The sequence below is a fragment of the Streptomyces sp. NBC_00572 genome (assembly GCF_026341815.1).
GTDB lineage: Bacteria > Actinomycetota > Actinomycetes > Streptomycetales > Streptomycetaceae > Streptomyces.
In genome coordinates this window covers 2,711,650-2,733,174 of record NZ_JAPENX010000001.1, presented here as the reverse complement: position 1 = coordinate 2,733,174, position 21,525 = coordinate 2,711,650, and the positions used below count along the sequence as shown (strand labels likewise).

The 21,525-nt window shown below is 72.2% G+C and carries 20 protein-coding genes; 8 read left to right on the top strand and 12 right to left on the bottom strand.

Going from position 1 to position 21,525, the window contains the following annotated elements; all coding sequences use genetic code 11:
* The first annotated feature begins 21 nt into the window (after positions 1-21).
* The 4 genes from OG514_RS12525 to OG514_RS12510 all read left to right on the top strand — a co-directional run bounded on the left by OG514_RS12525 (position 22) and on the right by OG514_RS12510 (position 3,992).
* Positions 22-1,422 carry a dihydrolipoamide acetyltransferase family protein gene (locus OG514_RS12525; RefSeq protein WP_266900830.1) on the top strand — a complete coding sequence of 467 codons (1,401 nt, stop codon included), beginning with the start codon at positions 22-24 and terminating at the stop codon, positions 1,420-1,422.
* A gap of 81 nt (positions 1,423-1,503) precedes the next feature.
* Positions 1,504-1,971 carry a hypothetical protein gene (locus OG514_RS12520; RefSeq protein ID WP_266893916.1) on the top strand — a complete coding sequence of 156 codons (468 nt, stop codon included), beginning with the start codon at positions 1,504-1,506 and terminating at the stop codon, positions 1,969-1,971.
* Between the two features lie 66 nt (positions 1,972-2,037).
* Positions 2,038-2,679, top strand: coding sequence for a GntR family transcriptional regulator (locus OG514_RS12515; protein WP_266893914.1), 642 nt, complete (start codon positions 2,038-2,040; stop codon positions 2,677-2,679).
* Positions 2,676-3,992 (top strand): nitrate/nitrite transporter, encoded by a 1,317-nt coding sequence (locus OG514_RS12510; protein WP_266893912.1) that lies wholly within the window; start codon positions 2,676-2,678, stop codon positions 3,990-3,992. Before OG514_RS12515 ends, OG514_RS12510 begins: the two co-directional genes overlap by 4 nt.
* Positions 3,993-3,996: 4 nt before the next feature.
* On the opposite strand, the gene OG514_RS12505 is transcribed toward OG514_RS12510, so the two are convergent.
* Entirely contained in the window at positions 3,997-4,824 is an 828-nt protein-coding gene (locus tag OG514_RS12505; protein ID WP_266893910.1) for a maleylpyruvate isomerase family mycothiol-dependent enzyme, read from the bottom strand.
* Positions 4,825-4,979: 155 nt separating this feature from the next.
* Between OG514_RS12505 and OG514_RS12500 the strand changes: the two genes are divergently transcribed.
* Positions 4,980-5,777 (top strand): carbon-nitrogen family hydrolase, encoded by a 798-nt coding sequence (locus OG514_RS12500; protein ID WP_266893908.1) that lies wholly within the window; start codon positions 4,980-4,982, stop codon positions 5,775-5,777.
* Positions 5,778-5,854: 77 nt separating this feature from the next.
* Here the strand turns inward: OG514_RS12500 and OG514_RS12495 are convergent, their stop codons facing one another.
* The 5 genes from OG514_RS12495 to OG514_RS12475 form a co-directional block, all read right to left on the bottom strand.
* A complete protein-coding gene (locus OG514_RS12495) occupies positions 5,855-6,700 on the bottom strand; it encodes a histidine kinase (RefSeq protein WP_266893906.1) in 846 nt (281 codons plus the stop codon).
* 81 nt (positions 6,701-6,781) lie between these two features.
* Positions 6,782-7,390: a hypothetical protein gene (locus OG514_RS12490; protein WP_266893904.1), complete on the bottom strand. Its 609-nt coding sequence runs from the start codon at positions 7,388-7,390 to the stop codon at positions 6,782-6,784.
* Between the two features lie 92 nt (positions 7,391-7,482).
* Entirely contained in the window at positions 7,483-8,940 is a 1,458-nt protein-coding gene (locus OG514_RS12485; protein ID WP_266893902.1) for a hypothetical protein, read from the bottom strand.
* 14 nt (positions 8,941-8,954) lie between these two features.
* Positions 8,955-9,326: a hypothetical protein gene (locus OG514_RS12480; protein WP_266893900.1), complete on the bottom strand. Its 372-nt coding sequence runs from the start codon at positions 9,324-9,326 to the stop codon at positions 8,955-8,957.
* Positions 9,327-9,496: 170 nt separating this feature from the next.
* Positions 9,497-11,002 carry a PLP-dependent aminotransferase family protein gene (locus tag OG514_RS12475; protein ID WP_266893898.1) on the bottom strand — a complete coding sequence of 502 codons (1,506 nt, stop codon included), beginning with the start codon at positions 11,000-11,002 and terminating at the stop codon, positions 9,497-9,499.
* A gap of 63 nt (positions 11,003-11,065) precedes the next feature.
* Between OG514_RS12475 and OG514_RS12470 the strand changes: the two genes are divergently transcribed.
* Positions 11,066-12,268 carry a PLP-dependent aspartate aminotransferase family protein gene (locus OG514_RS12470; RefSeq protein ID WP_266893896.1) on the top strand — a complete coding sequence of 401 codons (1,203 nt, stop codon included), beginning with the start codon at positions 11,066-11,068 and terminating at the stop codon, positions 12,266-12,268.
* A 12-nt stretch (positions 12,269-12,280) separates the two neighbouring features.
* Here OG514_RS12470 and OG514_RS12465 read toward each other — a convergent pair whose 3' ends face one another.
* The 3 genes from OG514_RS12465 to OG514_RS12455 are packed head-to-tail and all read right to left on the bottom strand — an operon-like array spanning position 12,281 to position 14,957.
* A complete protein-coding gene (locus OG514_RS12465) occupies positions 12,281-12,772 on the bottom strand; it encodes an LURP-one-related/scramblase family protein (RefSeq protein ID WP_266893894.1) in 492 nt (163 codons plus the stop codon).
* 32 nt (positions 12,773-12,804) lie between these two features.
* Positions 12,805-13,554, bottom strand: coding sequence for a DUF4239 domain-containing protein (locus OG514_RS12460; RefSeq protein ID WP_266893892.1), 750 nt, complete (start codon positions 13,552-13,554; stop codon positions 12,805-12,807).
* Between the two features lie 2 nt (positions 13,555-13,556).
* Entirely contained in the window at positions 13,557-14,957 is a 1,401-nt protein-coding gene (locus tag OG514_RS12455) for a hypothetical protein (RefSeq protein ID WP_266893890.1), read from the bottom strand.
* Between the two features lie 144 nt (positions 14,958-15,101).
* Between OG514_RS12455 and OG514_RS12450 the strand changes: the two genes are divergently transcribed.
* Positions 15,102-16,904 carry an NHL domain-containing thioredoxin family protein gene (locus OG514_RS12450; RefSeq protein ID WP_266893888.1) on the top strand — a complete coding sequence of 601 codons (1,803 nt, stop codon included), beginning with the start codon at positions 15,102-15,104 and terminating at the stop codon, positions 16,902-16,904.
* A gap of 78 nt (positions 16,905-16,982) precedes the next feature.
* On the opposite strand, the gene OG514_RS12445 is transcribed toward OG514_RS12450, so the two are convergent.
* Both OG514_RS12445 and OG514_RS12440 read right to left on the bottom strand, forming a co-directional pair.
* Positions 16,983-17,327 (bottom strand): hypothetical protein, encoded by a 345-nt coding sequence (locus OG514_RS12445; protein ID WP_266893886.1) that lies wholly within the window; start codon positions 17,325-17,327, stop codon positions 16,983-16,985.
* A 64-nt stretch (positions 17,328-17,391) separates the two neighbouring features.
* On the bottom strand, positions 17,392-18,699 hold the full coding sequence (locus OG514_RS12440) for a M18 family aminopeptidase (RefSeq protein ID WP_266893884.1): 1,308 nt from the start codon (positions 18,697-18,699) through the stop codon (positions 17,392-17,394).
* 86 nt (positions 18,700-18,785) lie between these two features.
* On the opposite strand from OG514_RS12440, the gene OG514_RS12435 reads away from it, so the two are divergent.
* Positions 18,786-19,337 (top strand): YciI family protein, encoded by a 552-nt coding sequence (locus OG514_RS12435; RefSeq protein ID WP_266893882.1) that lies wholly within the window; start codon positions 18,786-18,788, stop codon positions 19,335-19,337.
* A gap of 128 nt (positions 19,338-19,465) precedes the next feature.
* Here OG514_RS12435 and OG514_RS12430 read toward each other — a convergent pair whose 3' ends face one another.
* Positions 19,466-21,304, bottom strand: a complete 1,839-nt coding sequence (locus OG514_RS12430; protein WP_266893880.1) for an acyl-CoA dehydrogenase — start codon at positions 21,302-21,304, stop codon at positions 19,466-19,468.
* Positions 21,305-21,525 lie beyond the last annotated feature (221 nt).

Genomic DNA, 21,525 nt, shown 5'->3' with positions numbered 1-21,525 from the left:
GTGACGATCCGCGAATTCAAGATGCCCGATGTGGGCGAGGGCCTCACCGAGGCCGAGATCCTCAAGTGGTACGTGCAGCCCGGTGACACCGTCACCGATGGCCAGGTCGTGATCGAGGTCGAGACGGCCAAGGCTGCCGTCGAGCTGCCGATCCCCTTCGACGGCACGGTCCACGAACTGCTCTTCGCCGAGGGGACCACGGTCGACGTCGGCCAGGTCATCATCTCGGTGAACGTCGGCGGCGGGGCGGCACCCGAGGCGCCCGCCGCCCCGGTGGCCGAGCCCGCCCCGGCGGCCGTCGTGCCCGTCGTCGAGGAGGAGCCGCAGGGCCGCCAGCCGGTCCTCGTCGGCTACGGCGTCGCCGCCAGCTCCACCAAGCGTCGGCCCCGCAAGGCGGCGCAGGGTGCGGACGTGAGCGCCCCGGCCGCTCCAGTGCAGGCCGCTCCCGTCGCCGTGCCGGAGCAGCTCAACGGGCACGCGCCGGCCGCCGGACGCCCGCTGGCCAAGCCGCCGGTCCGGAAGCTCGCCAAGGACCTCGGCGTCGACCTGGCGACGGTCACCCCGACCGGCCCGGACGGCATCATCACCCGTGAGGACGTCCACGCGGCGGCCGCTCCGGCGCCCGCGCCGGCCGTCGCGGCCCCGGTGGCCCCGACGCCCGTGGCCGAGCCCGTGGCGGCCCCGGCAGCCGTTCAGGCCGCTCCCGTCGTGTCGACCGACGCCCGGGAGACCCGTATCCCCGTCAAGGGCGTACGGAAGGCCACGGCGGCGGCGATGGTCGGTTCGGCCTTCACCGCCCCGCACGTCACCGAGTTCGTGACCTTCGACATCACGCGCACGATGAAGCTGGTCGACGAGCTCAAGTCCGGCACGGACATGGCGGGCCTGCGGGTCAACCCGCTGCTCCTCATCGCCAAGGCCGTCCTGGTCGCCGTCCGGCGCAACCCGGAGATCAACGCGGCCTGGGACGAGGCGGCGCAGGAGATCGTCCTCAAGCACTACGTGAACCTGGGCATCGCCGCGGCCACCCCGCGCGGTCTGCTCGTGCCGAACATCAAGGACGCGCACGCGCAGACCCTGCCCGAGCTCTCGGCGTCGCTGAGCGAGCTGATCTCCACCGCCCGCGACGGGAAGACGACCCCGGCGGCGATGCAGGGCGGCACCTTCACCATCACCAACGTCGGCGTCTTCGGCGTCGACACCGGTACGCCCATCCTGAACCCCGGCGAGTCCGCGATCCTCGCGGTCGGTGCGATCAAGCTCCAGCCGTGGGTCCACAAGGGCAAGGTGAAGCCGCGTCAGGTCACGACGCTGGCCCTCTCCTTCGACCACCGTCTGGTCGACGGCGAGCTCGGCTCCAAGTTCCTGGCGGACATCGCCGCGATCCTGGAGCAGCCGCAGCGCCTGATCAGCTGGGCGTGACGGACAGATCGGCCTGTTTCACGTGAAACGTCCGGCGGTGGCTTCGGCCACCGCCGGACGTCTTTCCGCCAGGGTGGGGGAATGGACCTACTGCTCGAACCTCCGCACGGCGCCGGGCCCGTACGGCTCGGCATGGCGCTCGACGAGGCGGTGGCCGCCGTCTCCTCCTGGGGTGAGCCCCGGGTGCGTACCCGGCCGAACCGCGTCCTCGTGACCGTCTCGACCGCCTGCGACGGCGTCGGCGTCAAGGTGCTCCTGGAGGAGCGGGACACGGTCACGGCCGTCGAGCTGTGGTGGCCGGGGGAAGGCCGGAGGACCGCGACGCGGGTGCTCCTGGACGGCGCCGACGTGTTCCGTACGCCCGCCGACGAGCTGTTGCGGGGCCTCCCGGCCCGCGAGGCCGAGGGCGAGTCCCCCTTCGTTCCCGGCCTCTCGCTCGGCTTCACCCGGAGCACCTCCCAGGAGGTCCCGCGCCGGCCGGACGGCCTCCCGGTGTGCTTCACCTCGGTCCTCGTCGGCGGCGCGGACTGCTACGACCACCGGATTTAACCGGGTCCACGTCCATATCGCGGACGCGCCTGCCTGTTGCACCTCTGTTGTATCTATGCTGTGTTCATGGCATCCGCACCCCCCGCAGCCGACCGTGTCTACATGCACGTCAAGCAGGCCGTACTCGACCGGCGCTACGAGGGAGGCACCCTCCTCACCGAGGGCGAACTCGCCCTCGCCGTGGGGGTGTCACGGACGCCCGTCCGCGAGGCGCTCCTCAAGCTGGAGATGGAAGGGCTGCTGAAGCTCTACCCGAAGAAGGGCGCCCTCGTCCTCGCCGTCTCCGCGCAGGAGATCGCCGACGTCGTCGAGACCCGGCTGCTCGTCGAGGAGTTCGCGGTCCGCCGGGCCGTGCCCGCGCCCGCCTCGCTCATCGAGCGGCTCGAAGAGCTCCTGGAGGAGCAGAAGCTGCGGGCCGAGGCCGGAGACCTCGCCGAAGTCGCCGTCACCGACCGCTGCTTCCACGCCGAGATCGTCCGCCACGCCGGCAACCAGATCCTCTCGCGCCTCTACGACCAGCTCCGCGACCGCCAGCTGCGGATGGGCGTCGCCGTGATGCAGTCCCAGCCCGACCGCGTCGCCAAGAACATCACCGAGCACGCCGAGATCCTCGACCGGATAAGAGCCGGCGACGTGGAGGGCGCGGCGCACTGCGTCCGCCAGCACCTCAGCTGGGTCAAGGTCCTGGTCCGGGGTGAGGACCGGTGAGCAACCGCAACGGATACGGCTCCGCCGTCACCCTCCCCGGCGATCCGCCCGGCGGGCGCCGCGCGGCCCTCGTCTGGGGCGTCGGCGTCGCCGTCTACTTCGTCGCCGTCATCTTCCGTACGTCCCTGGGGGTCGCCGGACTCGACGCCGCCGACCGCTTCGACGTCAACGCCTCCGCGCTCTCCACCTTCTCCATACTCCAGCTGCTCGTCTACGCGGGCATGCAGATACCCGTCGGCCTGATGGTCGACCGGCTCGGCACCAAGAAGGTCCTCGCCCTCGGCGTCGTCCTGTTCACCCTCGGCCAGCTGGGCTTCGCGCTCTCCCCCTCGTACGGCACCGCGCTCGCCTCACGGGCGCTGCTCGGCTGCGGTGACGCCATGACCTTCATCAGCGTCCTGCGGCTCGGGACCCGCTGGTTCCCGGCCCGCCGGGGCCCGCTCATCGGCCAGGTCGCCGCCCTCTTCGGCATGGCCGGCAACCTCGTCTCCACCGTCTTCATCGCCCGCGCCCTGCACGGCCTCGGCTGGACGACCACCTTCGTCGGCAGCTCCCTCGCCGGCGTCGTCGTCCTGGTCCTGCTGCTGCTCTTCCTCAAGGACCACCCCGAGGGGTACGAGCCGCAGCCCGCCACCCACGCGGGCGCCGCCTTCGTACGCCGTCAGATCGCCGAGTCCTGGCGGGAACCCGGCACCCGGCTCGGCCTGTGGGTGCACTTCACCACCCAGTTCCCCGCGATGGTCTTCCTGCTGCTGTGGGGACTGCCGTACCTGGTCGAGGCGCAGGGCCTGTCCCGGTCGACCGCGGGGAGCCTGCTCACCCTGGTCGTCCTGTCGAACATGGTCGTCGGCCTCGCGTACGGGCAGATCATCGCCCGCCACCACACGGCCCGCGCCCCGCTCGCCCTCGGCACGGTCGCCGCCACCGCCCTGCTGTGGGCGACCACCCTCGCGTACCCCGGCGAGCACGCCCCGATGTGGCTGCTCGTCACCCTCTGCCTGGTCCTCGGCGCCTGCGGACCGGCCTCGATGATCGGCTTCGACTTCGCCCGCCCGGCGAACCCGCCGGAGCGTCAGGGCACCGCGTCCGGCATCGTCAACATGGGTGGTTTCGTGGCCTCGATGACGACGCTGCTCGCCGTCGGCGTGTTGCTCGACGCGACCGGCGACAACTACCGGATCGCGTTCTCGTCCGTCTTCGTGCTGGAGGCCGTCGGCGTCGTGCAGATCCTGCGCCTCAAGGCCCGCACCCACCGCAGGGAACGCGAACGGCTCGTCGCCAGCCGGGTGGAGGCCGTACACGTCCCCGTGTGAAGGGTCAGCGGGGCGTCACCGCGAAGTTGTCGAGGATGGCCTGCGCCAGCGCCTCGTCGCCCTCCGTCTTGACCCGGTCGGCCACATCGGCCGGCCGGACCCGGCCGCAGGCGAGACGTACGAACGTCTCCCAGTCCGTCGCGAGCGTCACCGCGGGGCCGAGCGAGGGCGCGCCGTCGACCGAACCCCGGCCGTCCGCGTCGACCCGTACCGTCCGCAGGAACTCCACCGGACCGCTCACGTCGAGGACCACGGCCGAAGAGGCGGGAGCCCCCGCGTCCTTGGCGACCACCTTCGGCAGGGCCTCCAGGAGCACGTCACGGGTCACGTGCGCACCCGCCGAGTCCAGGTTGCCCGGCACGCCGAGCGCGACGCGCAGGTCCTGCTCGTGCACCCACACGTCGAAGGCGCGCATCCGGTAGGCCAGTTCCAGGGACTGCTCGGCGCCGAGGGGGGCGCGGATCAGGTGCTCGGGGGAGCGGTTCTCGTTGCGGAGCTGCCGGGCGCGGCGGATCAGGATGTACTCCAGCTCCGAGGTCATCTCCGGCGCGGTGTGGTGCCGCCGCACATCGACCTGGACCTCCATGTAGCGCGCGAATTCGCTGCGTACGTGGTAGAGGTCACGCGGCAGGGAGTGGATCGGCCGCGGGTCGCCGAGCATCTCCGTCTCCATGCCGATCACATGGGACACGATGTCCCGCACCGACCAGCCTGGGCACGGTGTCGGCCGGTTCCACTCGCCCTCCACGAGCGGCTGCACCAGCTCGGCTATCGCCTCGATGGAGTGGGTCCAGGCGTCGGCGTAGTTCTGGAGGCTGGGATGGACGGTCACGGGACCCCTCGGCGGTTCTTCGGTGCGCGGGCTGAAAACACGACTGGGTGGGAGGCTCGGACGCTAAGTTACGCTGCCCGAAGGCACCCCGGCAGTGCTTTCGTGTGACGATCGTAGGCCGGTGTTGACGGCTCGAATGCCAGGACGGTGGTAGTGTGCGCGCCTCGCTGATCCAGATCGCGGTAGACCCGGACGAACCGGTCGACGCCCGACGCGCCCGTGTGGCGCGTCTCGTACGGGAGGAATCCGGCCGCGCCGACCTCGTCGTCCTGCCGGAACTGTGGCCCACGGGCGCCTTCGCGTACGAGTCCTTCGCCGCCGAGGCCGAGCCGCTGAACGGCCCCACGCACCGCGAGATGGCCGCTGCGGCGCGCGACGCCGGCGTCTGGCTGCACGGCGGGTCGTTCGTCGAGGCGGAGGGCGGCGCGCTGTACAACACCTCGCTGGTCCTCTCTCCCGACGGCGAACTCGCCGCCTCCTACCGGAAGATCCACCGCTTCGGCTTCGACAAGGGCGAGGCGGTGATGATGGCCGCCGGGGAGGACCTCGTCACCGTCGACCTGCCGCACCTCACCGTCGGCGTCGGCACCTGCTACGACCTGCGCTTCCCGGAACTCTTCCGCGGGCTCGTCGACGCGGGCGCCCAGGCCTTCGTGGTCCCGGCCGGCTGGCCCGCCCGCCGCCGCGCCCACTGGAGCCTGCTGGCCCGGGCCCGCGCGGTCGAGAACCAGGCGTACGTCCTCGCCTGCGGTACGGCGGGCACCCACGGGGGCGTGGAGCAGGCCGGCCACTCGATCGTCGTCGACCCCTGGGGCGAGACCGTCGCCGAGGCGGGCCCGGACGAGGAGATCCTCCGGGTCGTCCTGGACCCGGCGAAGGTCACCACGACCCGCGAACAGTTCCCGGCCCTGAAGGACCGGGTCCTGGGGATCGCGCCGCCGAAGCGCGGCTGAGCGGCGAGGCCGAAGCCGGGCCGAGCGACCCGGCACCGCCGTAGGACATCAGGTCCACCGAGCCCGGTGAGCCCGTGTCAGGCCTGCGGCGGCGGCGCCTGCTCCCGTACGAGCTCCGTGGCGTCCGGCAGCAGGCCGGTCAGCTCCTCCCAGATCCGCTTCGGGGCGACGCGGCGCAGCCGGAACGGGCTGTCGGCCGTCGCCCCGCCCTCCGCCATCGGCTCGGCGGGCAGCTCCCGCAGCCACTGGCCGAGCGGACCGCAGTCCCAGGCGGCGACCGCGCGGGCCGCCACACCCGGCACGCCGTCCTGGCGGCCCTGCCAGGCCGCGGTCATCCGCCAGTTGGAGCGCAGCTCCACGATCAGCGGCGCGAGCCGCGTGGCGGTGTCGTCCGCGGCTCCGGCCGCCCGCAGCGCCTCGTCGACCAGGGCCTGTTCGTCCGCGCCGGGCGTCGACGCGGCCTTCTCCAGGGCCGTGAGCCCCGTCTGCAGGACGCCGACGGTCGTCTCGACGACCTGCTCCTCCGCCTCGGCGGCGTCGGACCGGCGCAGCGCGATCAGGTCGGCCAGCGTCCACACCACGGTCCTCGGCTCGACGAGCCGGTACTCCGCCTCCTCCTCGCCCGGCCAGGTCTCGTGGCAGACGACGTGCTCGTCACCGATGAGCATCCCGTGGTGCAGGGTGCCCTGCCGGCCGCCCGACTCCAGGGAGACGATCACGGAGGGCTGGACGAGGGTCCGCATCAGGGGCAGCAGGAGCGCGGACAGCTCCCCGGCCGCGTTGGTGAGCCCGGCGTCCCGCAGCCGCGCCTCGGCGGGCGCCATGGACTCCGGGACCGGCTGACCGGTCGCCAGCTGGGCGAGGACGAAGACCTCGTCGTCGGTCAGCCGGAAACGGGATCGGGTCACGTCGAAGGAAGGCATCTGTCGCTCACTCGGGTAGGGCGGGTGGGTGGCGGTCGAGGGGTGGGAACCGGGGCTCGGTACCGGGCCTGGTGACGGGGCTCAGTACTGGGACTCGGTCCAGAAATGGGTCACGCGGGAGATGCCCGCCTTCACCGCGCCGACCCGTGTCAGGACGGAGCGGTCGACGCCCGCGAAGATCAGGGCCAGGGCCAGGTCCCCGCCCTCGGCGCGTCCGGCGACCCGCACGGAGAGCCTGCGGTTCTTGCCGCGCCCGGACTCGCGGACGGTGATCGTGACCCCGGGGTCCTCGTCGTCGGCCTCGCGGGTCAGGACGTAGGAGTTCTTGTCGAGGGCCGTGAGCCGGTAGTGGTCGCCCGCGTACCGCATCGTCAGGGCGCGCTGGTCGAGGGTGGCGCCGAAACGGTTCCGTTCCACGTACACCATGCGGTCGCCGACCCGCAGCGTGGACCGGTTCAGGGTCGGCAGCTTGAGCCCCTCGGCGTGCATTCCGCGCGCCTCGAAGGAGGCGACGGGGAGCAGCCCGCCCCGTACCTCCGAGACGATCGTCTCGGGGTTGGCGCGGGGGAGCGGGGCGGTCAGTACGATCTCGCCGAACTCCGGGGAGACCCCTTTCCAGCCCGCGCTGTAGTTGTGCCGGTTTCCCTCCTTCCACGCGTGGAGTTCGAACGGGCTGACCTGGGTGTGCATGAACGGATTCCTTGTTTCGGTGCCACGGGACTTCGGTGTCACGGGACTTCGGTGCCACGGAGTTTCGATGCCACGGAGGAGAGGGGGACGGCTCAGTCGAAGGGATTCAGCGCGCTGCCCAGTTTCTTCGCTCCGTCCGCGATGCCGGAGCCCACGTCGGACGCCTTGTCGCCGATCCAGTCCCCGGCCTCCTCGATACCCTTCCCGATGGCCTCGTGGTTGTCCCAGATCAGCGCGGCCCCGTAGGCCACTCCGGTGCCGACGGCCAGACCGAGGGTGACCGGGTTCGGGGCCACGGTCAGTGCCGTCATCGAGGCGCTGAAGGCCGTCCCGGTGAGGTCCGAGGCGAACTTCGCCGGGTCGGCCTTGATCATGTCCGTGTTGTACGTGGCGAGGTTGGCCACGCCGTACGCGGTGGCCGCCACGCCGCCGACGACACCGGCGCCCCGGATCCAGCCGGCCGCCTTGGCGGCGTTGGCGAGGCCGCCGTTCTGCGCGACCTTCAGGAGGTTCGCCTCGGCGGCGGTCGGCATGAAGAAGGCGCCGTTGCGCATGAACCCGCCGAACATGGCGGCTTCGTCGGAGCCGGTCAGCGCGGTCGCGAGGCCCGGCGGCACCTTGGTGAGCAGGCTGCCGGGAGCCGCCCCGGCCAGCCGCATGTTGAACTGCCGGGACAGGAAGGTGCCGGGCGCGGTCGGGTGGACGAACGGCGGCCGGACCGCCTTGGACAGCTTGTACGAGTACAGGCCGGCCGCGGTCAGGGCGCCGGCGAACGCGCCCGCCGTGATGGTCCCCTTGGTGAACTTGTCGACCAGATCGGCGAGTTTCTCGTTGCCGGTGAGCTTCGCGATGCCGTCCCGCTGGAGCCGCTGGACGTAGTCGTCGAGCGTCTCGTCGTCCTTCATCTTCAGCCAGGCCAGGTTCATCCGGTCGTCCTTGGCCTTGTCGTCGGCCGCGGCGACCTTGCCCGCGTCACCGTTGAACCCGGTGCCGAGCGTCTCGTCGTTCTTGTTGCCGTAGCCGTCCTTGACGACGGCCTCCAGGTCCTTCTTCAGGTCCTGGTCGGCGACGTCGAAGGCCTTGACGCAGCCGTCCAGGTGCTCGGTCCAGGCCGTCTCGGCCTCCCGGACGCTCTTGGCGCCGTCCGGGTCGTGGTGCAGGGCGCTGCGCTCGCTCGGCGACAGCCGCTCGTAGTCGTAGGCCACCCTGCCCTGCTCGGACACCTTCATCCCGGCCTTGACGGCGTCGGCGCGGGCGTTCTCCAGCTGCTTCTTCAGTTCGGTGAACTGCTCGTGGGCGTTGCGCAGCAGCGTCGCCGTGGCCTTGGCCTGGCTCTGGGCCGCCTGGTACTCGTAGCGGGTCGCGGAGAAGTTGGTGTGGGCGGCGGTCGCGCTCTCGCCCAGCCAGGTCTGCGCCGTCGTCAGCGACTGCACGCTGTCCCGGTAGCGCTCCTCGACCTTGTGCAGGTCGCCCGCCATCTCGGTCCACTTGTCGGCGGTGGTGGCGAGCTTGCCCAGGTCGGTCGTCATGATCTCGGAGTACGTCAGCATGTCCGTACGCCTCCTCAGTACTTCTCGATGGAGGAGGCCGGCCGGACCCCCGCGATACGGGCACGGGTGTCGAGTTCCTGCCGGCTGAACGCGACGGCGGTGCCGCGCAGGGCGGTCTTCTCGGAGGCGAGCCGGGCGAGGAGGTTCTTCACCTGGTCGTCCCAGGTGGTCTCGACCGTCTTCAGCCCGGCCGCGGTCGCCCAGCCGTCGAAGGCGCCGACGGCGGCGGTCGTGGCGGCGTCCGCGACCTTGGCGGCTTTGGCGGTGTCCGGTTCCAGCTCGGTCTCGATGGTGTTTGCCGCGGCCTTCTTCTTTGCTGGTGCGGTAGCCAGGTCGGACGGCCCGCCGGCGCTGCCTCCGCCGCCGCCGCCGTCGAGCTGGTTCAACCGCGTTCCGACGGGGGCTTGTTCGGTTGTGACCGGCCGCATTCCGGCCCAGTCCTCGTCAAAACCCATGCCGCTGCGCCCCCATGGAAAAGAACGATCATCACTTTGCAGGTGCACCGTATGTTTCCGTGGTGACGCCCGGGGCGCAAGGCTGGATTCCACCTGTCTACTCAGACCGTGATGCCCCGCAGGGACGCCGACACGGGTTCCGGTCCCGGGACCGGCGCGTACTCCGCCCAGGCCGCCGCCAGTCTCCGTACCGCCTCCGTGAGCACGTCGGACGGCTGCAGGAAGTGCAGACGCAGATGCCGGACGCTGCCGCCCAGCGCGTCGGTGGTCGCACCCGGCAGGACGGCCACACCGTGCCGGAGGGCGACCTGGGCGAAGGAGACGCCGTCGCCGTGGGGGAGCCGCACCCAGAGGGTCTGGCCGCCGGTCGCCGGGGCACAGGACCAGGAGGGGAGACGGCGGGCGAGCTCGGCGCGGAGGTGGGCGTGACCCGCGCGGAGGGTGCGCAGCCGGGCGGCCCGTACGGCGGCGAAGTCGTCGAGCAGACGGGCCGCGACCAGCTGGGACGGCACGTCACAGCCCAGGTCGTGCAGGGCCTTCAGCCGGCCGAGGCGGGCGATCAGGGGCGCAGGGCCGCGCACCCAGCCGATCCGCAGCCCGCCCCACACGACCTTGCTGAGCGAACCGACCCCGATGACGTCGCCGTACGCGGAGAGCGTCGGGGGTTCGGGTGCGGTGTCGAAGGCCAGGTCGCCGAGGACCTCGTCGTCCACGAGCGGCACCCCCAGCGCGTTCGCCGCCTCCACCAGACGGCGTCCGGCGAGCGGCGGAAGCACCGTCCCCGTCGGGTTCTGGAACCGGGCCACCACATAGGCCAGGGCGGGACGGTGGCGTTCCATCACCCGTACCGCCTCCGCCACGTCGAGCCCGTCCGGCCCGACCGCCACCGGCAGGGGCATCGCCGCCGCCTCCCGGAACAGGTCCAGCGCCCCCGGATACGTCGGCGCCTCCACCAACACCCCGTCCCCCGGCGCCAGCAGCAGCCGGGCGAGCAGCGAGAGCCCCTGCTGCGCACCGGTGGTGACCAGGATCTGCCCGGGCCCGGTCGGCACCCCGCGCGCCGCGTACCGCGCCGCCACCGCCTCCCGCAGCACGCCCAGACCGGCCGGGTGGTAGCCGAGGTCGCCGCCCGGCAGGACGAGCGAGCGGTACGCCTCCGCCAGCTCGGGCGGCGGCTCCACCGGGGCCGCACAGCTCAGCAGGATCACACCGTCCGGCGCCTCCAGGAGGTGCAGGAACAGCGGGTTCGACGTCTCCGTCACGCGCGCCCCCTCGGTAGCCTCCGGTGCGAGCGCGGCCCGCGCGACCCGGGTGCCGCTGCCCTGCCGCCGGACCAGCCGCCCCTCCTGACGCAGGGTGTCGTACGCCGCGACCACCGTCGTTCGGCCCACGGCAAGGGCCTTCGCGAGCCGCCGGTCGGGCGGCAGAAGCGCGCCCGGGGGCAGCGCGCCCTCGTCGACGAGGCGGCGCAGCCGGGCCGCGAGCAGCAGATAGAGGGGCCCGCGGCCGGCGGACCAGCGACCGAGCCGCGAGACGAGGCCGTCGAGCGTCTCGGGGACCTCGCGGGTGCCCGGTGACGCGTCCGGGGACCGATCGATTGGTTTCATCGCCGAACCAATCTGCCGGGATTGGCCCTGGGAAGGCAAACGGCCTGTCCACAGACTGAGTTCATGAGCCTCACGTCGTCCTCCTCGGCCTCCCCCCGTCCCGAGACCCTCGCCGTCCACCCGCCCCACGTCGAGATCACCGGCAGCCGGCCGCTCGGCGTCCCCCTCCACCAGGGGCACGTCTTCGCCTTCGACTCGGCCGACGCCCTCGCCACCGCCTTCACCTCCACCGAGGCCTTCCTCTACAACCGCCACGGCAACCCCACCGTCCGCACCCTGGAGGACGCCGTCGCCCGCCTCGAAGGCGGCACCGCCGGCATCTCCTTCGCCTCGGGCATGGGCGCCGTGAACGCCGTCCTCTTCGGCCTGCTCGCCAGTGGCGGTCACGTCATCGCCCAGACCTGCCTGTACGGCGGTACGTACGGGGTGCTCACCGACCTCGCCACCCGCTGGGGTGTCGACGTCACGTACGTCTCCGGCACCGACCCGGAGGAGGTGCGGGCGGCCCTGCGCCCCGAGACCCGGCTCCTCTACCTGGAGACCATCGCCAACCCGACGACCCGCGTCTCCGACGTGCCCGCGCTCGCCGCCGTCGCCGCCGAGGCCGGGGTCCCGGTCGCCGTCGACAACACCTTCGCCTCGCCGCTCCTCTTCCGGCCGCTGGACCACGGCGCCGACATCGTCGTCCACTCCGCGACCAAGTACCTGGCCGGGCACGCGGACGTCCTCGGCGGCGTCGCCGTCTTCAAGGACGCCGAGCTGTACGAACGCATCCGCCACCACTCGGTCGAACAGGGCGCCTCAACCGACCCGTTCGCCGCCTGGCTCACCCTCCGCGGCATCCAGACCCTGTCCCTGCGGATGGAGCGCCAGTGCGCGAGCGCCGCCGACCTGGCGGCCCGGCTCGCCGCCCACCCGGCGGTCGCGGCCGTACGGCACCCCTCCCTGGACAGCCACCCGGACCGGGAGATCGCCGCGCGCCTGCTGCCCGACGGCGGCGGCGGGGTGATCTCGGTCGACCTCGCGGGCGGCCGGGACGCGGGCCGCACCTTCGTCGAGGCGGTCCGCGTCGCCTCCCTCAGCGTCTCCCTCGGCGATGTGAAGACCCTGGTGATGCACCCGGCCTCCACGTCCCACCACCAGCTCGACGCGGCGGCCCTGGAGGCGGCCGGTATCGGCCCCGGCACCGTCAGGATCTCGACCGGCATCGAGCACGTCGAGGACCTGTGGACGGACCTGGAGCAGGCATTGGACAAGGCCCTCTAGGCGTCCGCCGCCTCAGTCCTCCCGCTCCCGCTCGGCCATCCGGATCACGCAGACCGCCACCGCGACGAGCAGCGCGGCGTCCGCGTCCTCGCGGACCACGTTCACCGCGTACGTCTCGCGGACGTGGAACCACCGGCGGGAGATGTGGGCCAGGAGTTCGCCCTCGTACTCGACGGTGAACTCCCGGTCCAGGATCCGGCCGCTGACGTCGAGTTCGGTGCCCTCGACGAGCGTCACCCGGTAGTGGTTGCGCAGCAGCGAGAGCCGCTTGCGGCGGACGGTCGCCAGCGGCCGCTCGTCGCGCTCGATGGTCATCGCGTCCCGCAGGCTGAACATCTTCTGCCGCAGGGTGATCAGGACCTGCCCGTCGGGGTCCTTCAGCTCCAGGGTGTCGCGCAGGCGCAGGGCCTTGCCGTCGACGAGGAAGGCGTGGCGGCCCTGCTCGTCCTCGATCCAGTAGTCGTCGCCGATCGCGAAGATCTTGTCCCGTACGAGATATTTCACGCCGCCATGCCTGCCCGCACGACCGGCGCTTCTCACCCGAAGTAGCGGGTGAACGCGTCCGGGGTCGCCCCCAGCGTCGTGCCGAACGGCGAGTCGAGCTGATGGATCAGCAGCACGGTGAACGCGATGAAGCCGGAGAGGCCCATCACCATCACCACATGGGTCGTGCTCCTCCTGATCCCGAAGAGGAACATGAACGCCAGCGTCAGCGCGCCCCCGATGAGCAGCCCCGTCCACAGCACGGGGGAGAGCCGCTCCTGCGCCGCCGCCTCCCGGCCGCGCCGCGCGTCGTCGATGTAGCTGAGCTGGGCGAGTACCTCCTGGGCGGCGATCTGCTGGGGCACCTTCGCGGAGTCGCTCACCTCGCCGGCCCGCCGCAGCTGTTCGAGCAGGCGCCAGCCGGTCGGGTCGAGCGGCTCGCGGGCCTCCATCACCGGCCACTCGACGTCGACGACATGACGCGCGTACGTCTCGGCCGCGTCGCGCACCGGCTGCCGCCGGTCGGCGGGGAGCGCGTCGGCGAGCAGATACATCTGGTGCAGGGCGCTCGCCTCGACCTGCACGTGGTCGGCGGCGGAGGACCGGGTCTCCCAGACCGAGACCAGACAGAGGCCGAGGACGACGGCGTAGAGCACCGAGACCATCATGGCGATGTACTCGGCGACGTCCTCCCGGGGCTCCTCGTCCTCGTGGACGGGGAAGAGCCTGGTCTTGGCGAAGACGGCGAGGGCGGCGACGAACGCGACGCCGAGGACGACGACGAACGTTTCGAGCAGGGCCACGGTCAGCTTCTCCGGTTGCCGAGAAGGGCGGCCGCGGCGGCCGCCGGGATCAGGATCAGCAGCAGCATCGCCACCACCCCGAACTCGCTCGCCTCACGCCCCCGGCGCCGCAGCCGCCCGAGGAACCCTTCGTTGTCGAGGGCGACGGCACGACGGGCGGCGGCGGGGCCGGTGGGGCCGGCGGCGTCGGTGGTCGCTGTGGCTGCGGTGTCCGTTGCGGCGGGGGCGAGGGGCTGGGCCGGGGGGACGGCCGGCGGTGGCACGGCTGCCGGGGGCAAGGCGTCGGGGAGTCGGGCCTCCGGGGGTACGGCGTTCGGGGGTACGACCGCGGCACCGGCGGCACCGGCGGCTCCGGGGACCGGAACACCGGCCCCCGGGACGGGAACAGCGGAAGCCCCGGCGGCCCCGGGAGCAGGAAGGCCGCCGGACCCAGGAGCGCCTACGGCCCCGAGCGCACCAGCCGCCCCGGTCTCACCAGCCGCCCCAGGTACGCCCGGCGCCCCAGGTACGCCCGGCGCCCCGCCGCTCCCCCTCCCCCGTACGGGATCCGCCATCCGTACGGGATCCGCCGTCCGTACCGGATCCGCCGTCCGTACGGGATCGACCACCGTGAACACGGCCGCCGACCGGGCCACGAGCGTCGGCGCCGGTACCCGCTCCCCGCCGGGCCCGTACGTGGAAACCCGGTCGCTCCCGGAGACGAGCCCCGTGCTCCGGTGGGTGCCGGGGGGCCGCCGCACGGTGGCCGTACAGCGGGCGGAGGCGCCGGGGGCGAGCCGGGGCACGGTTCCGGGCCGCCCGGCGCAGTCCACGGAGCCGGCGCGCAGACCGAGGGCGGTGTCCTCGACGCGTACGGCGTGGAGGGGCCGGCTGCCTTGGTTGGTGACGGTGTACGTGACGGTGGCGGTGTCCGTGACGCCGACCGAGCGCCGGCCGGGAGGCGGCCCGACGGTGACCCGCTCGGTCAGGCGCAGGCCCCCGGCGACCCCGGTGTACCCGGCGCGGGCGGTCGCGGTCAGCCGCCGCCCGAGCGAGGGGACGGAGCCCTCCGCGCGGACCGTGCCCCGGTGCGCCCCGGGCGCGGCGCGGAACCTGGCGACGCACTCCAGCTCCCCGAGCGCGGGAAGCGGCCGGCCGGGACACCGCACGGCCCCGCCGGGCACGGTGGGGTCGACGACCTCGACCCCGTACAGATGCGCCTCACCATGGTTGACCAGCCGGTACCGTTTCACGACCGGCCCGCCGACCCGGACGTCGGGCGGCCGCACCCCGCTGTTCCCGCGCCCGTTCACCGTCACGGTGACCCGTAAGGCCCCGTCCCCGACCCCACCGGCCCGAGCGACGGTCGCGGGCAGGGCGAGGCAGGGCAGCGCGCACAGCAACGCCAGGAGCCCGCCCCTCACCCACCGGAGGGAATGGTCAGATGATCCGATCAAGCGCTCCGCCATGCCCGTCATGCTGACCAAGACCCCGCCCCCACCCCGCCCCGGACACGCACCCCGGCCCCACCCGACCCACGATTTCCACCCGTACGGCACCCTTGACCCATGAACGACTCCGCGCCCGCGACCCCGCCCCGCCGTGCCCGTGTCCGTGCCCCCGAGCTGATCGGCAAGGGCGGCTGGCTGAACACGGGCGGGGACGATCTGACCCTCGCCGACCTGCGAGGAAAGATCGTTCTGCTCGACTTCTGGACGTTCTGCTGCGTGAACTGCCTGCACGTGCTCGACGAGCTGCGCGACCTGGAGGAGAAGCACCGCGACACGCTCGTCATCGTCGGCGTGCACTCGCCGAAGTTCGTGCACGAGGCCGAGCACCAGGCCGTCGTCGACGCCGTCGAGCGGTACGAGGTGCACCACCCCGTACTGGACGACCCGGAGCTCGCGACCTGGAAGCAGTACGCCGTCCGCGCGTGGCCGACGCTCGTCGTGATCGACCCCGAGGGGTACGTCGTCGCCCAGCACGCCGGTGAGGGGCACGCCAACGCCATCCGGACCCTCGTCGAGGAGCTGGAGGCCGAGCACGAGGCCAAGGGGACGCTGCGGCGCGGGGACGGGCCCTACGTGGCGCCCGAGCCCGTCGCGACCGACCTGCGCTTCCCGGGCAAGGCGATCCTGCTGCCGTCCGGGAACTTCCTGGTCTCCGACACCACCCGCCACCAGCTCGTCGAGCTCGCCGCCGACGGCGAGACCGTGGTGCGCCGCATCGGCGAAGGCGTCTTCCGGGAGCCGCAGGGCCTCGCGCAGCTCCCCGACGGCAAGGTCGTCGTCGCCGACACCGTGAACCACGCCCTGCGGGTCCTCGACCCCGCGACCGGCGCGATCGAGCGGGTCGCCGGCACCGGTAGGCAGTGGTGGCAGGGCTCCCCGACCTCCGGGCCCGCCCTGGACGTCGACCTGTCCTCGCCGTGGGACGTCGCCTGGTGGCAGGGCAAGGTGTGGATCGCCATGGCCGGCGTCCACCAGCTGTGGACGTACGACCCGGCCACGAACACCGTCGAGGTCGCCGCCGGCACCACCAACGAGGGTCTCGTGGACGGCCCCGCGGCCGAGGCCTGGTTCGCGCAGCCCTCCGGGCTCGCCGCCACCGAGGACCGGCTGTGGATCGCCGACTCCGAGACCAGCGCCGTGCGCTGGATCGAGCCGGCGGCCGACGGGTACACCGTCCACACGGCGGTCGGCACCGGCCTCTTCGACTTCGGCCACCGCGACGGCGCCGCCGCCCAGGCCCTGCTCCAGCACCCGCTGGGCGTGACGGCCCTCCCGGACGGCTCGGTCGCGATCTCCGACACGTACAACCACGCCCTGCGCCGCTACGACCCGGCGTCCGGCGAGGTGACGACGCTCGCCACGGACCTGCGCGAGCCCAGCGACGCGGTCCTCGTCGAAGGCGACATCGTGGTCGTGGAGTCCGCCCGGCACCGGCTGACCCGGCTGCGCCTCCCCGAGGAGGCCGTCCAGGTGGAGGCCGTCGCCCACCGCACCCGCCGCGAGGCCACCGAGGTCGCCCCGGGCCGTCTCCGTCTGGACGTGGTCTTCCAGGCCCCGACGGGCCAGAAGCTCGACGAGCGCTACGGCCCCTCGACCCGCCTCCTGGTCTCCTCCACCCCGCCGGAACTCCTCCTCGCGGGCGAGGGCACGGGCACGGACCTGTTCCGGGAGCTCGACCTGAACCCGGAGCTCACGGAGGGCGTCCTGCACGTCTCGGCGATGGCCGCGTCCTGCGACGACGACCCGGCGAACGAGTACCCGGCCTGCCACGTCCACCAGCAGGACTGGGGCGTCCCGGTGAAGATCACGGAGACGGGCACGGCCCGCCTCCCCCTGATCCTCGCGGGCATGGACGCCTGAGCCGTGTCCGGCGGATCGGGGTCGGACAGGCCCTGAGCCGTGTCCGACCCTGATCCGACGCCGATGGTCGGACAGGCCCTAACGCACGAGCCCCTGGTTCCTGGACGGGCGTCCCGCGGCCCCGTCCAGGCATCCGGCGACCCATGCCGCCGGATCGTGCACGGCCCGGTCGCCGCCCATCCCCTGCCGCTCCATGAGCGCGCACTCCCCGGCGAGCAGCGCCTTGGTGCGCGAGCCGTCCACGTCGTACCCGCGGATGCGGGAGGCCTGGACGAAGCCCCCCTCGTACGCGATGTCCGTCCCCCACGGGGGCCGCTCGTTGAACGTACTGATCAGAAACGCCGCCGCCGCCGTGGCGAGCACGACGGCGACGGCGAGACCTACGGCGAACTTCCCCCGTGCGGGACCCTCATGACGATGCATGAGGCAGAGGCTGCCAAGCGGGGCCTTTCGCGGATGTTTCGCGGCCGGCGGTGATTCCCGGCGCTCAGCCCTCCAGGAACGCGACCAGGGCGTTGGCGAGGAGGTACGGGTCGTCCGAGCCGCAGAGTTCGCGGGCGCTGTGCATGGAGAGGATCGCCACGCCGATGTCGACGGTCTTGATGCCGTGGCGGGCGGCGGTGATCGGGCCGATCGTCGTGCCGCACGGCATGTCGTTGTTGGAGACGAACGACTGCCAGGGCACGCCCGCCTTCTCGCAGGCGGCGGCGAAGACCGCGCGGCCGCTGCCGTCGGTGGCGTACCGCTGGTTGACGTTCACCTTGAGGATCGGGCCGCCGTTGACGCGAGGGTGGTGCGTCGGGTCGTGGCGCTCCGCGTAGTTCGGGTGGACGGCGTGGCCGGTGTCGGAGGAGAGACAGACGGTGCCGGCGAAGGCCCGCGCGCGGTCCTCGTAGGAGCCGCCGCGCGCGTACACCGAGCGCTCCAGGACGTTGCCGAGGAGCGGGCCCTGGGCGCCGGTGTCGGCCTCGGAGCCGTTCTCCTCGTGGTCGAAGGCGGCGAGGACCGGGATGTACGGGAGGTCGTCGCGGCCCGCGAGGGAGGCGAGCGCGGCGACGGCGGCGTGGACGGAGAGCAGGTTGTCCATGCGCGGTCCGGCCAGCAGCTCGCGGTCGCGGCCCAGGTAGGCGGGCGCCTCGACGGCGTGCACCATCAGGTCCCAGCCGCTCACGTCCTCGGCGTCGACCCCGGCCTCGGCGGCGACGAAGGAGATCAGGTCGCCCTCGTGGACCTCGCCGATGCCCCAGATGGGCTGCATGTGGCGCTGGCGCTCCAGCTTGAGGCCGTCGTTGACGCCCCGGTCGAGGTGGACGGCGAGCTGCGGGACCCGCAGCAGCGGCCGGTCCACGTTGACCAGGTGGTGGCTGCCGTCGCGGAGGGTGAGACGCCCGGCGAGGCCGAGGTCGCGGTCGAGCCATGTGTTGAGGAGGGTGCCGCCGTAGATCTCGACCGCGACCTGCCGCCAGCCGTGCGCGCCCATGTCGGGCTGCGGCTTGACGCGCAGGTTGGGGGAGTCGGTGTGGGCGCCGACGATCCGGTACGGGGTGTGGGCGGAGGCGCCCTCCGGCACGTACCAGGCGATGATCGCGCCGCCGCGGACCACGTACTTCCCGCCGGTCGTACCGTCCCAGGCCGCGGTCTCCTCGACCCTGCGGAAGCCGGCCTTCTCAAGCCGCTCGGCGGCGCTCGCGACCGCGTGGTACGGCGAGGGCGAGGCCATCAGGAAGGCCATGAGGTCGTCGGTGTGTCCGCGGTCGAATGCGCCGGCGGTCGGACGGGAAGCTGCGCTGCTCATGGGTTCACCTTACGCAGGGACCGGAATGCGAATACGTGTGCCCGCAATTCGCTCGCCCGGTCGGTCCGGCAGGGAGATCCTTGGGCATGGAATTCCTCTGTTACCACCGTGACCGGCCCGGATCCCTGCCCCTGCGCGAGGAGCTGCTCGAAGCGCACTGGTCCTACATGGACGGGTTCGCGAAGGAGATGATCGCCCGCGGCCCGACCTTCGCCGAGGACGGCGAGACGCTCAGCGGCAGCGTGCACATCCTCGACCTGCCCGATGTGGCCGCCGCCCGCGCGTTCGCCTTCGACGAGCCCAACTACCAGGCCGGTGCCTACCGGGACGTGATGGTGCGCCGGTGGCGCAACACGCTCGGGCGCACCATGTGGGACTTCCCCGGCGGCCGCACGGGCGGCAACCGGTTCCTGGTGCTCGGTCTCGGTACGGGACCCGCCGCCGACCTCGACGTGCCGTCCGGCCGGGACGAGCTGATCGCCTACGGGCCGCTGCTCTCGGACGACGGCGCCGACTGGCTGGGCACGGCGGCGCTCGTCCGGGCGCCGGACCCGGACGCGGCCCGCGCGGTCCTGACCGCGGAGGCGTACGCGGCCATCGAGGTCCACGACTGGCAGTTCGGCGGCCGCCCCTCGTAGGGACGACGCTCCTCGTAGGGACGACGCTCCTCGTAGAGCGGCCGCGGAAAAGAGAGCGGCCTCGTAACGGAGAACGGCCCGCCCCCCTCCCCGGGGACGGGCCGTCGTCTGTGTGGGCGAGGGGCGTCCTAGAACGCGGCCTCGTCCAGGTCCATCAGCGAGCCGTCGACGGCCTCGGCGAGGGCGCGCTCGGCGCTCACGCCCGGCAGGACGTTGGCGGCGAAGAACTTCGCGGCCGCGATCTTGCCCTGGTAGAAGGCTGCTTCCTTGGCGGACTTGTCCGCCGCGCCCGCAGCCAGCTTCTCGGCGGCGACAGCGGCACCGCGCAGGAGCAGGTAGCCGACGACGACGTCGCCGGAGGCGAGCAGCAGGCGGGTGGTGTTGAGGCCGACCTTGTAGATGTTCTTGACGTCCTCGCCGGTGGCGGTGAGGTCGGTGATCATCGTGCCGACGATGCTCTCCAGGTCGACGGCGGCCTTGGCGAGCGAGTCGCGGGCGCCGGCCAGGTCCTCGCCGCCGGTGCCGACCGCGAGGAACTTCTTGATCTCCTCGGACAGCGCGTTCAGGGACGCGCCCTGGTCGCGGACGATCTTGCGGAAGAAGAAGTCCTGGCCCTGGATGGCCGTGGTGCCCTCGTAGAGGGTGTCGATCTTGGCGTCCCGGATGTACTGCTCGATCGGGTACTCCTGCAGGAAGCCGGAGCCGCCGAAGGTCTGGAGCGACTGCGCGAGCTGCTCGTAGCCCTTCTCGGAGCCGTAGCCCTTGACGATCGGGAGCAGCAGGTCGTTCAGGCCGTGCAGCGCCTTGACGTCCTCGCCGGCCGCTTCCTTGATCGCGATCTCGTCCTGCACGGAGGCCGTGTAGAGGACGAGGGAGCGCATGCCCTCGGCGTACGCCTTCTGCGTCATCAGCGAGCGGCGGACGTCGGGGTGGTGCGTGATGGTGACCTTGGGCGCGGCCTTGTCCATGAAGTTGGCCAGGTCGGTGCCCTGGACGCGCTCCTTGGCGTACTCCAGGGCGTTGAGGTAGCCCGTGGAGAGGGTGGAGATCGCCTTCGTGCCGACCATCATGCGGGCGAACTCGATGATGAGGAACATCTGGCGGATGCCGTCGTGCTTGTCGCCGATCAGCCAGCCCTTGGCGGGGTGCTGGTCGCCGAAGGTCATCTCGCACGTGTTGGAGGCCTTGAGGCCCATCTTGTGCTCGACGTTGGTGGCGTAGACGCCGTTGCGCTCGCCCAGCTCGCCGGTCTCCCAGTCGAACTCGAACTTCGGGACGAGGAAGAGGGAGAGGCCCTTGGTGCCGGGGCCGGCACCCTCGGGGCGGGCGAGGACGTAGTGGAGGATGTTCTCCTCCATGTCGTGCTCACCGGACGTGATGAAGCGCTTCACGCCCTCGATGTGCCAGGAGCCGTCCTCCTGCTGCGTGGCCTTGGTGCGGCCGGCGCCGACGTCCGAACCGGCGTCGGGCTCGGTCAGGACCATCGTGGAGCCCCAGCGGCGCTCGACGGCGATCTGCGCGACCTTCTTCTGCGCCTCGTTGCCCTCGTTGTGGAGGATGCCGGCGAAGGCCGGGCCGGAGGAGTACATCCAGATGGCCGGGTTCGAGCCGAGGAGCAGCTCCGCGTACGCCCAGATCAGGGAGCGCGGGGAGACGGTGCCGCCGATCTCCTCGGGGATGCCCAGACGCCAGTACTCGGACTCCATGAAGGCGTTGTACGACTTCTTGAAGGAGGCCGGCACGGGGGCGGTGTTGGTCTCCGGGTCGAAGACCGGCGGGTTGCGGTCGGCGTCGGCGAAGGACTCCGCGAGCTCGTTCTCGGCGAGGCGGCGGATCTCGTCGAGGATGCTCTTGGCGGTCTCGACGTCCATCTCCTCGAACGGCCCGGTGCCGTACACCTTGTCGCGGCCGAGCACCTCGAAGAGGTTGAACTCGATGTCGCGGAGATTCGACTTGTAGTGCCCCATGGCGACGGCTCCGTAAAGGCTCGGGGAGGCGGATGTCCTGGTACGCGCGCGTCCTGCTCGTACTACCGGTGAGTAGCCCACGCTTCTCTACGATGATGCTACCCACCGGTAATAAGAGCAACCCCTATCCCGTGATCTGTGACGCGAGCCGCAGGATTCGGCACGGATTCGTCAGGTCGGTGCCGTCCGGTGCCGCCCTCCGCGTCGACCGTCCGTGGGCA